Origin of the sequence: Geminocystis sp. NIES-3709 (assembly GCF_001548115.1) — a bacterium.
In the GTDB taxonomy this organism is placed as follows: domain Bacteria; phylum Cyanobacteriota; class Cyanobacteriia; order Cyanobacteriales; family Cyanobacteriaceae; genus Geminocystis.
The window spans coordinates 1,201,114-1,213,544 of sequence record NZ_AP014821.1 but is presented as its reverse complement, the minus strand read 5'-3'; the positions used below and the strand labels follow the sequence as shown (position 1 = coordinate 1,213,544).

Here is a 12,431-nt window from a genome sequence, read left to right as displayed (position 1 = left end):
GAAATTAAGAATGAATAAATTAGGTTTTCAGACATTTCTAAAAATAATTATAACACTGGAAAACGTCTCATTTTTATTACCGCTTCTTTTGCTGTTTTTATTAAATTATTATCAACCCCCGGCACTTGAGGAATTTGTACTAAGACATCCACTGTACGTCGTAAAACTCTAACAATATCTCCCTCATCCATCGTGGTATTTTTAGCTATTTCTTCCCAAGTTTCCCCTAAACACCATGCTTCGGATAAGCCTATCATATCTCTTTCTAACCATACAGGAATCGTTATTTCATGATGTTTTTGCGCTTGATTAAGACGACGACGAATTTCCCATAATTCTTGTTGAGGATTATAGTTTATATCATCTATTTTTTGTAACCCCAAAGTATCTAACACTTCAGGGGAGGCTTGATAACCTACCCATGTGTCAAACCGTGCAGGTTCGGTAATTAAAGCGGTAATTACTCCGGCTAGATGGTGAGGAGAAAGAAAATCAAGACGACGAGACATTAAAGCTAATCCTAACCATAATTCATTTTCTCCACGAATAACGGCGGCTGCTTCTCCTAAAGGGGTGGGAGTAAATTTATCTAATGCTCCAAATTCTCGCAAAATCTCGATTAATGCCAGAAATTCTTGCCAATAATAAGAACTATTAGACTTTCCTCTCTGATATTGAGTTTGAATACGAGTTAACTCTTGTTTTAATAATTGTCGTTTACGGTTATTTTTGAGAATTTGTCCAATTTTTTCTACCTTATCTAAGGGATTATTGACGATCGAGTCTTCTACTTCTGCTATTCTTTGTTGTTGTTGGATAATTTCCTCCGTCGGTTGAGTATATTCTTGTTCATATTCTGAGATTAATTGACTAACATTTATCGTATTTTCATCCCCGTAACACCATAAACCAATTTTAAAATCTTGTACATCAGGTATATCTACTTGTTCTATCAAACTACTGGGAATTCTACCACCATTAATATCAATAACATCCACAAAAGAAGCGATATACCAGTTATTATCTTTCCCTAGACACAGTAAAAATTTTTGATTACCATTAGGGATATGAGCAACAAAAACAGCATTAATATTATAGGGATTTTTCTTGTTTTCTCGACTTAAGTGAAGTATCGCTCCTGGTAATAAAGTTTCTAAATAAGGCATTATTGCCCGTTGTCGAGCTTGTATCCAGTTTCTTTGAAATAGTTTGAGAATTTTCTTCTCTTGTTTCTTTCTTTCTTTTAATTTCTCGTAATTAGCTAAATCTCTACTATTGTATCCAGCTAACATAATATCTAATTTAGTCAATTCTGTAGTATAACTAGCGATCGCATCCTCTTGGGGTAAAAGTTGTAATTGAGCTAAATATTCAGCAAAACTCAACTCTAATAAATCCTTCGCTTCCTCAATCGTATGTTTTTGTAACAAATTTAGTACCATGCCGTAACTAGGGGTAAATTGACTCCGCAGAGGTTCAGGAGATGCTTTTGCCATCTTAGATGCAATTAATACCCCCTCAAATAGAGTTTGAACGGTGATAACGTATCCTACCTTGTCCATGCCTCTACGTCCTGCTCTCCCCGCAATTTGCAGAAATTCGGAAGGGGTTAATAAACGGTGTCCATCATCACCTCTTTTTTTTAAAGCAGAAATAACGGTGGTGCGCGCAGGCATATTAATTCCGGCGGCAAGGGTAGCCGTAGCAAAAACAATTTTAACTAAACCTAATTCAAATAAACGCTCTACTAATTCTTTCCAAGCTGGTAAAATTCCTGCATGGTGGGCGGCAATTCCTCTGGTTAATGGTTCAATTTGACTGCTTCTTACTAACTCACTATTATCTGCTAAAAATCTTAATAAACGTTCTTTAAATAAAGGTTTATCAATTAAATAATTAACTAAATCTTCTCCTGCTCGATCGTTATTAGCGATAAAGCTGATAATCTTTTCGTAAGCAATTTCATGCTCTTTTTTGGCAAATTCGATAATCTTACTCTGTAATTCTAAATTTTCAATCATGAGAAAATATAGTAAATAAAGTAAAATTTTTCTACTTTCTTCCACTGTAACTAGGTTAAAATAGCTTAAAGATTCTACTGCTTGATCACATCCCTTTCTGCTAAAAATGATGTAAATAGCAGGGAGCATATTATTATTACTTAATTGCTGCACGATCGTTTTGATACTAGGACAATCTTTAGGGTTAAATTTCCCTCTTTTATTAGTAGCTAAAAATGGTTTTAATTGAGGATTTAACCTTTGAGTTTTTTCATTAAATAATCCATATAAACCTTTCGCATGACTAAAATAGAACTTTAATGGTACAGGACGAAAATCAGAGTTAACTAACTTACACTCGCTCATAATACCCTGTTGAAAATGAGCTTTTCGGACATTATTAATCCAATTACATAAATCTTGAGGATTGCCAATAGTTGCAGATAATGCTACTAATTGAATATTGGAAGGACAATAAATAATAGATTCTTCCCATACTGTACCTCGTCCGGGATCACTGATATAGTGGCATTCATCTAAGATAACGGTTTGCACTTCTCTCACAGAAGTTCCTACTTCTCCGATGGGGGTACTATATAACATATTGCGGAAAATTTCTGTTGTCATCACAATAACAGGGGCGGAAGGGTTAATTAACACGTCTCCAGTGATTAAACCAATTTCGCCATAGGTATTATTTTCTGGTAGTAAAGTTTGTCCAAATTTTTCTTGAAAATCTCGAAATTTTTGGTTAGAAAGAGCTTTTAAAGGAGTTGTATAAAATACTCTTTTTCCTTGATTTAAAGCTCTGTAAATAGCATATTCTCCAATTAAAGTTTTACCTGAACCTGTAGGAGCGGTGACAACAACGGATTTATTATCCTCTAAATAATTTATCGCTTCTTGTTGAAAATCGTCTAGTTTGTAGGGAAAAATAGTATTAAAATCCAATTTATTCAAGTTCATAATATAAGTTCGATCGAGTTTAAAAAGTTATAAAAAATGTTAATTTAAAAAATGTTTATTGTAGGGAATAGAAAAATAATTGATATTAAAATTTAAAATTTAAGAAAAATAAATATAACATTACACAGCTACCAAAACTTAGTATTTTATTAAGAAGAAGCAAAGAATTACAGTTAATTTTCAAGGTAATTATTATTGACTAAATATTAGATTAAGAGTTCATTAATAATTTTACCTAATTTATAACTATTGAGAACGAATATTTTGTTTGGTACAATAACAAAATCTCACCATCAAATAAATTCGATCGAGGTTTGTTATGATCGCTTTAGCCGATTTAAACTATTAGCTTTGTCAATTTATGGCAAAGTCTGTTATTGATTCAATATATAAAGATTTATATAATTAATAATTATCGATGTTCTACCGAGAAATAAATTTCATGACTCACAGCACAAGTTGGCTAAAACGACTAATGAAAACTAACAGAACGAAAAATTGGTTAATTTTTGAGTAACAAAATGACTTATACAAGAAGTCTATTGTTAATTGTTAATTGTTAATTGTACAATAGCCAAAATAAGATCAAATTGTGAAGGATAGATATTGTGGCTTTTAAAATCGGTTTGTTAGGACTAGGAACTGTAGGTACAGGTACAGCAGAAATATTACTTAATCCTGAAGGCAGACATCCCCTTATCCAAGATATAACGATCGAGCAAGTGGGAGTTAAGTCTTTAGACAAAAAACGTACGATTACATTACCTACGGAAATTCTGACTACTGATTTAGACGCAATTGTTACTAATCCAGATATTGATATTGTAGTGGAATTGCTAGGAGGCTTAGAACCTGCTAGAAGTCTTATTTTAAAAGCAATCGAGCATAAGAAGCACGTTGTAACGGCAAATAAAGCCGTAATGGCGAGATTTGGTCCAGAAATTTATGAAGCCGCCAATAAAGCTAAAGTTTATGTACTCCTAGAAGCGGCGGTGGGCGGTGGTATTCCTATTGTAGAACCGTTGAAACAATCTTTAGGGGCTAACCGTTTTGAAAATATTATCGGTATTGTCAATGGTACAACCAACTATATTCTTACCCAAATGACTCAACACGGTGCCGATTTTGCCGAAGTATTGCAAGAAGCTCAAGCATTAGGTTACGCTGAGGCTGATCCCACTGCTGATGTAGGAGGATTGGATGCCGCTGATAAAATTTCGATTCTTGCCTCTTTAGCCTTTGGTGGCAAGGTAAAACGAGAAGATGTTTATTGTGAAGGTATTACTAAAATTACTAGCAGTGACATTAGTTATGCTGAAAAATTGGGATTTGTGATTAAACTTTTGGCGATCGCCCATAAAGTAATTGACACTGAAAAATTACAGTTAAGAGTTCATCCTACTTTCGTACCTAAATCTCATCCCCTCGCCAATATTAACGGGGTAAATAACGCTATTTTAGTGGAAGGGCAACCTTTAGGACAAGTAATGTTTTATGGTCCAGGTGCTGGATCAGGGCCGACAGCTAGTGCGGTAGTTGCTGATATAATGAATATTGTGGGGGTTCTTCATAGTAATAACAAAGCCGAAAATCTTGATCCTCTCCTTAGTTGTTCTCCTCAAAGTTATTGTGTTGTTACACCCATTGAAGAAGTTTATACCCGTTTTTATACTCGTTTCCTTTGTGCTGATGTACCCGGAGTTATTGGTCATTTAGGTACTGCTTTCGGAGATCATGATGTTAGTTTAGAATCGGTGGTACAAATTGGTTTTCAAGGAGATTTGGCAGAAATTGTCGTTGTCACTCATAAGGTAAGAGAAGGTAATTTTAGAACAGCGATCGAGGAAATTCGTAGTTTGAACGCTATTAAAAATATTCCTAGTATTATTCGAGTTCTTTAAAAATTTACAAAATAATCAGTAGAATTAGTGGGTGTTAATTTACTCTCCTTGACAGGCAGACAAGCAGAAGCAGAAAAATGTATTGTTTGTGAATAAACAAGATTCTATAAAAAGTGCATCGAATATTCGTAATTTTTCCACCTGTCCACCAATCCACCTGTCTTGTCTTCATCATTTTCTTTATTATTCACGGAGGTTAAAAAGCAATCGAGCTTAATTTTAAATCAGGATGATCCCCTTCTAGTTGATTCACATTCCATTGATTGCGGAAAAGTAAAACAGGACGATTACGAGCATCTTTTACCGTCATAGTATTAAACAAACGTCCGACTTTTTCTAAGGCTTCCCAACCATCCACCACCCAACGAGCAACGTTGAAAGGAATAGGCTCTAAAGTCGTTTCCACGTTATATTCACTCAACATCCGAAACTGTACCACTTCAAACTGTAATTGACCAACTGCGGCTAAAATGGGATCTCGAATAAATTCGTCAACAGAGTACATAATTTGTACTGCACCTTCTTCCTGTAACTGTTGTACTCCTTTTTGGAATTGTTTGAACTTGGAAGGGTTAGGATTTTTGAGATAACAGAATAATTCAGGAGAAAATGACGGTATTCCTTCATATTCGAGTTTTTTACCCAAATAAATAGTATCCCCAATGGCAAAAACCCCCGGATTGTTTAAACCAATGACATCACCGGGGTAGGCTTCTTCAATAGATTCTCTCCCTTGAGCAAATAATTTTTGAGGATGAGACAAACGTACTGGTTTACCCGATCGAGCATGATTCACCGTCATATCCTTTTCAAATTTTCCTGTACATACCCGTACAAAGGCAACCCTATCTCGGTGTTTAGGATCCATGTTAGCCTGTAATTTGAACACAAAACCAGTAAAATCGGGGTGAGTGGGTTGTAATTCTCCTAAAGTTGATTTACGGGGTGTAGGAGATAAGGCGTAATCTAAGAAAGATTGAAGAAATAAGTTAACACCAAAGTTAGTCATGGCACTACCAAAAAATATTGGAGTCATTTTCCCTTGATGAATTGCCTCTAAATCGAATGCAGGAGCAACTTCTTCTAACATTTCTAATTCTTCGAGAGTTTCTTCATAAAGTTGATCATCAATATAATCATGAATACGATCGTCACCTTTAGGAATAATAATTTCTGGCACTTCTAAACTACCGTGTGCCACTCTTTCAAATAGATGGTAGGCTTGTTCTCGTCGATCGAAAACTCCTTTAAAAAAATCACCACTACCGATAGGATAGTTAACGGGATAAGTCTGCAATCCTAAGTCCTTCTCAATCTCATCTAACAATTCAAAAGCCGATCTTCCCGGTCGATCCATTTTGTTTACAAAAGTAAAGATAGGTAACGATCGTAACTTGCACACTTCAAAAAGTTTACGAGTTTGAGGTTCTAAACCTTTTGCCGCATCAATGAGCATAACTGCATTATCTGCCGCCGCTAGGGTGCGATAGGTGTCTTCACTAAAGTCTTGGTGTCCTGGAGTATCTAATAAATTGATATAATAGTCTAAATAGTCAAATTGTAAGACAGTTGAAGTAATAGAAATCCCTCGTTGTTTTTCCAACTCCATCCAGTCAGATGTAACTCTGCGTTGTTCACCCCTAGCTTTGACGGCACCCGCTTGATGGATTGCACCCCCGTACAACAAAAGTTTTTCTGTTAGAGTGGTTTTACCAGCGTCAGGGTGAGAAATAATAGCAAAATTACGCCGTTTACTGACTGCCTTTAATAATTCTTGTTCGATCGTTAGAGACATTTTTTATAATGAATAATTAATAATCAATAATTAAATATTTTACTATTTTTAGATAAATATTCTTTATTGCAGAAAGTTAATAAAATTTTCACCTTTAAATTATACCATTAAATGCTGATTAATGTCATTAATTATTGAATAAAATGTGATATAAACTTAACTAAATTAAGATATTTTTCACCAGTTATTAATTATTTAAAAATATTTATTTAGAGAAAATGAGTAAACCAAAAAATCAACAAGAAAAAGAATTAGAACAAATAAAATTAAGAGAAATTTTAGTTCTTTTAGATCAACTATTTAGACGAGAAGAAGCTACTGCAAAAGCAATTGTTGGTTGCTTATATGATATTGCAACTATTAATATTATCAATAAATATTGTTCTTTATGGGGAATAAATTTTACTTTAAAATATTTAACTCGTTTTCCTCGTCCTCTAGCACAATCTTTAGGGGTAAAATTATATTTACAACCTCAATGCCCTAAATTAATTACCGATTGGCTTTATACTTTAGTGGAATTTCTTGATCAAAAAACACCAATTATTGAAGCTGAAATTATTGAACAGGAATTATTACCTACTTTACAAAAAAATAAATTAGAAATAGAATCTTTACACCAAAAAGTAAAATTATTAACTGGTAGTTTAATGGCTACTTTTACCATTTTTGTCGGCGGTTTTGCTTGGATTACTTATAATTTAGAAATGACTCCGATCGAGCTATTAAGTACATCGAAATCTAGGATACAATTATTATCAAAATAGTGATTTTTATAACCCACATTCCCCACGTCATTTTGTCATGACATAAAACATAGGCATGAGCCCCAAGGTTGCCACTTGTATAAACATAGAAAGAGAGAAAAATCTTTATTTTTTGATAGCATAAACAAACGTCTTTTTGACTTCAATTTTTATTCTTTTAATCTCAGTTCGGCATAAGAAAGTGGACAAATATTAAGCTAAAAATAATCACAAATTTTAATTACTATATTGCCCTATGTCTAATTTAGATGAATTATTCTGTCATGTCGATGCAAAGAGAGATATTTATTAATAATAAATCAAATTTTTTTTGAGATTATGAGATTATTTACTATGTCTAGTGTTCAAAGATTTGCTTGAATCTAACTGAAGATATTTTGTCAATAATAATAATAAAATTATATAAAAAATCTCCCTAAAACTTAGGGAGTTTAGTCAAAAAATATTTTATTTTTAAGTTTTCTTAAGCCTCAATAAATATATTTTGATTTGTCAAAGCTAAACCTGTATTGAGAGTCGCAATTTTTACTACAGGAATTAATCCTGTACCATCCTCATCAAATAATAATTCTCCATTACTATTATTGTAAATAAATCGATGACTACTGCTAGTTGCACTACTACCAATTGTGAACTGAGAAGAAGCTAAGTTGGTATTAGATGTAAGATTAGTTCCAAAACCAGATGCTGAAATAATAATTTTGTCATCCGTGACGGAAAAATCGGTGATTATATCGATCCCTTCGTCAGCATACTTGAACCCAAATCGATCGACTCCAGTACCTCCAGTCAAAGTATCTATACCAGAACCAGCAATAAGAGTGTCATTACCACTACCACCGTTAAGATTATCATTCCCAGTTCCCCCAAGTAAAATATCATTTCCATTACCGCCAAGAAGTCGATCGTTATTATTCCCACCATTTAAGTTATCATTACCGTCTCCACCACTTAAACTATCATTACCATCAAAGCCTCGCAAAGTATCATTTGCCGTATTTCCAGTAAGGGTATCTGCACTACTTGTACCTACAAGAACAAGTCCACTTACATCATCATTAGTAATTATTCCTCTACCTTGATTATCCGTAATAGTTGCATTGGTGGCATTACTAAGATTAACAAAAAAAGTTTCATTAGCTTCTACAGTACTATCACCATTAATTACAACGGAAATAGTTTTACTGGTTTCATTAGTAGCAAAAGTTAAAGTACCTGTTTTCCCTACATAATCACTTCCAGCAGTACCTGTGCCATTCCCTGTGGCATAATTAACTGTAATAGATTGTAATGCCGTACCTGTACGAGTAACGGTAAAAACAAGAGTTTTAGTTCCGCTATTACCTTCTGAGATTGTTACGTCATTAATTCGTAAAGTGGGAAAATCATCATTAGTAATTGTTCCGATACCTTGACTATCGCTGATAGTGGCATTAGTCGCATTACTCAGATTAACCAAGAAATTTTCATTTAGTTCTACAGTAGTATCACCATTAACTACCACAGAAATAGTTTTACTGGTTTCATTAGTGGCAAAAGTTAAAGCACCTGTTTTCCCTACATAATCACTTCCTGCAGTAGCAGTGCCATTCCCTGTGGCATAATTAACCGTAATAGATTGCAATGCCGTACCTGTACGAGTAACGGTAAAAACAAGAGTTTTAGTTCCGCTATTCCCTTCAACTACACTAACATTATTGATAGCAAGAGATGGAAAATCGTCATTGGTAATTGTTCCGATACCTTGACTATCACTGATGGTAGCATTAGTCGCATTACTGAGGTTAATCAAGAAATTTTCATTCAGTTCTACAGTAGTATCACCATTAACTACCACAGAAATAGTTTTACTGGTTTCGTTAATACCAAAAGTTAAAGTACCGCTTTTTGCAACATAATCACTTCCTGCAGTCGCTGTGCCATTGGCAGTGGCATAATTAACACTAATAATATTATATGGTGTACCAGAACGAGTGACGGTAAAAACAAGGGTTTTAGTTCCGCTATTACCTTCAATCACACTAACATTATTGATGGTAAGAGTTGGGTTAGCTTCAACAGGGGCGATAGTAACAGTTTGATCAGAAAATCTCAGTTTTTGAACACCATATAAAATATCTACACCATCCCGATTACCAATGCTATCAGTGATAGTAAATACTCCTTGATTATTCGTCCAAGAATATTCAGCACGAGTACCAGCATAAACGGCAATATCATCTCCTAAACCACCGTAAAGAGTGTCATTACCAACACCCCCTTCTAAAGAATCGTTGCCTCTTTCTCCAAATAATCGATCGTTTCCATTTCTACCTTGAAGGGTGTCATTTCCTAAACCCCCAAATAAATCATCCCCAGAATTAGTACCTATGATCAGAGAATCAGTACTAACGGCACTAAAATTAAACTGATTTCCTTGTAATTGATTTGCTCTAAAACCATCAACTTTGAGACGATAAAAGTAATCACTACTGTCAGATAACTGATAACGGGTGGTAATTTGTGCTGTACCGTTTTCATCTTCTCCTAAAAGAATCAAAACAGTAGTGTAATCACTGATACCGATGTTTCTTAAATCTATTTTATCTTGACCAGAAACAAAATCAGTGATCGTGTCTGTTTCACGAGTAAAAACGGAAGACTCAAAATATTCTAAAGCAAATAAGTCGTTACCTGATCCGCCATAAAGAGTATCATTACCTAAACCACCTTGTAAGAGATCGTTACCTTGTTCCCCGAATAGTCGATCGTTTCCACTTCTGCCCTCAAGGGTATCATTCCCTAAACCAGCAAACAAGTCATCGGCAGAATTAGTACCGATGATTACAGAATTGCTATTGACGATGTTAAAATTAAAGTCACTGGCTTTTAACTGATTTGCTCTCAAACCATTGATTTTGAGACGATAAAAGTAATCACTACTGTCAGATAACTGATAACGGGTGGTAATTTGTGCTGTACCATTTTCATCTTCTCCTAAAAGAAGCAAAAGAGTACTAAAATCACTGATACCGATGTTTCTTAAATCTATTTTATCTTGACCGAGGACAAAATCAGTGATCGTGTCTGTTTCACGGGCAAAAACGGAAGACTCAAAATTTTCTAAGGCAAATAAATCGTTACCTGATCCACCATAAAGAGTATCATTACCTAAACCACCTTGTAAGAGATCGTTACCTTGTTCCCCGAATAGTCGATCGTTTCCACTTCTGCCCTCAAGGGTATCATTCCCTAAACCAGCAAACAAGTCATCAGCAGAATTAGTACCGATGATTAAAGAACTACTATTGGCGATGCTAAAATTAAAATTACTGGCTTGTAACTGATTTGCTCTTAAACCATTGATTTTGAGACGATAAAAGTAATCACTACTGTCAGATAACTGATAACGGGTGGTAATTTGTGCTGTACCATTCTCATCTTCTTCTAAAAGAATTAGAATCGTGGCAAAATCACTGATACCAATATTTCTTAAATCTATTTTATCTTGACCAGAAACAAAATCAGTGACAATATCAGTATTACGAGTAAAGACAGAAGACTCAAAATATTCTAAGACAAATAAGTCATTCCCCGAACCACCCACAAGAGTATCATTACCATAACCACCTTCTAGTAAATCGTTACCATTAAGACCAATTAAACTATCATTTCCGTTCAACCCTTGGATAGTATCATTCCCTGAAGTACCGGAAAGGGTGTCATTATTTGATGTTCCAATAATAGGTGTCATTTATTTTTAAGAAAAATTATTTTGTAGTTAATTATTAATATTTCAGTCAAGTATTTTACTACAGAATTTAATTTTTGGAATTAGTTTATCTTTAAATATCCTTAATTTAATCTGAGTTTTTGCTAAGAATCTTATTTTTTGTTTTTGTAACAATAATCTTTTATGTGAATAATTAAGTTGTAAAATTTCTTGAATGATTTATACTTAGTTAGAGCATAATTTGAAATTAATAAGGGTCAGTAATTGTACTTAATAGCTATAAAATATTACATTAATTATATATTTCTACCTCTTTAAACAATTGAAGGCATTGTAAAAGCTCTTAAACCAAAAGGAAAAGTGGTGTTAGTGTGGAGTATCGTAAAGAAAATTTCTTGATTATGATTAAAGGGGTACATAAAATGAGTGAGAAACAGGTAAAGAAGGAATGGAAGCGGTAGGATTAAAATAGGTAACAACCGCCGAATTTTTACCCCAACAACATTATCTAGTATTTAAAAAATGATAGAATTTTACTATTGGACAACTCCTAACGGACATAAAATCACCATATTTTTAGAAGAAGCGAGTCTTGATTACAAAATTATCCCCGTCAATATTGCCAAAGGAGAGCAATTTAAACCAGATTTCCTCAAAATATCCCCTAATAATCGTATTCCTGCTATTATCGATACGCAACCCACTGATAAAAGAGAACCTATTAGTTTATTTGAGTCAGGAGCAATTTTACTCTATTTAGCTCAGAAAACAGGTCAATTTCTATCATCCGATACTCGACAATATGCTAAAACTTTAGAATGGTTATTCTGGCAGGTAGGCGGACTCGGACCCATGGCAGGACAAAATCATCATTTCGGGTTGTATGCCCCTGAGAAAATCCCCTATGCAGTCGATCGTTATGTAAAGGAAACCAATCGATTATATGGAGTTTTAAATAAACAGTTAGAAGGAAAAGATTATATTGTCGGAGAGTATTCCATTGCTGATATGGCTTGTTATCCTTGGATAGTGCCTTATGTCAATCAACAACAGGATATAACACAATTTCCCTATTTAGAAGCATGGTTTAAACGCATGGGAGAAAGAGAGGCAGTTATTAGGGCATATCAACAAGCAGAACAATTTAAAAATCAACCAACCGTTACCGAAGAAAGCCGAAGTATCTTATTTGGACAAACAGCTAAGTCGATCAATAAGTAACAGCAGTGCAGTTTTAGCGATTTTTACTCAAAAACTTGATTTTTTAAGATTTCTTCTATCTCCTCTACC

The 12,431-nt window shown here is 34.2% G+C and carries 6 protein-coding genes; 3 read left to right on the top strand and 3 right to left on the bottom strand.

Annotated features, from left to right (window positions below; all coding sequences use genetic code 11):
• Window positions 1-47: 47 nt before the first annotated feature.
• Window positions 48-2,966, bottom strand: coding sequence for an RNA helicase (locus tag GM3709_RS05135; RefSeq protein ID WP_066116897.1), 2,919 nt, complete (start codon window positions 2,964-2,966; stop codon window positions 48-50).
• 608 nt (window positions 2,967-3,574) lie between these two features.
• Here GM3709_RS05135 and GM3709_RS05130 point away from each other — a divergent pair.
• Entirely contained in the window at window positions 3,575-4,867 is a 1,293-nt protein-coding gene (locus tag GM3709_RS05130) for a homoserine dehydrogenase (RefSeq protein WP_066116895.1), read from the top strand.
• Between the two features lie 196 nt (window positions 4,868-5,063).
• Here the strand turns inward: GM3709_RS05130 and GM3709_RS05125 are convergent, their stop codons facing one another.
• Window positions 5,064-6,662, bottom strand: coding sequence for a peptide chain release factor 3 (locus GM3709_RS05125; protein WP_066116893.1), 1,599 nt, complete (start codon window positions 6,660-6,662; stop codon window positions 5,064-5,066).
• A 218-nt stretch (window positions 6,663-6,880) separates the two neighbouring features.
• Between GM3709_RS05125 and GM3709_RS05120 the strand changes: the two genes are divergently transcribed.
• Window positions 6,881-7,429: a hypothetical protein gene (locus GM3709_RS05120; protein ID WP_066116892.1), complete on the top strand. Its 549-nt coding sequence runs from the start codon at window positions 6,881-6,883 to the stop codon at window positions 7,427-7,429.
• A gap of 463 nt (window positions 7,430-7,892) precedes the next feature.
• On the opposite strand, the gene GM3709_RS05115 is transcribed toward GM3709_RS05120, so the two are convergent.
• Window positions 7,893-11,162: an S-layer family protein gene (locus GM3709_RS05115; protein WP_066116890.1), complete on the bottom strand. Its 3,270-nt coding sequence runs from the start codon at window positions 11,160-11,162 to the stop codon at window positions 7,893-7,895.
• Window positions 11,163-11,663: 501 nt separating this feature from the next.
• Here GM3709_RS05115 and GM3709_RS05110 point away from each other — a divergent pair.
• Window positions 11,664-12,362 carry a glutathione S-transferase N-terminal domain-containing protein gene (locus GM3709_RS05110; protein WP_066116888.1) on the top strand — a complete coding sequence of 233 codons (699 nt, stop codon included), beginning with the start codon at window positions 11,664-11,666 and terminating at the stop codon, window positions 12,360-12,362.
• The last annotated feature ends 69 nt before the right edge of the window (window positions 12,363-12,431 follow it).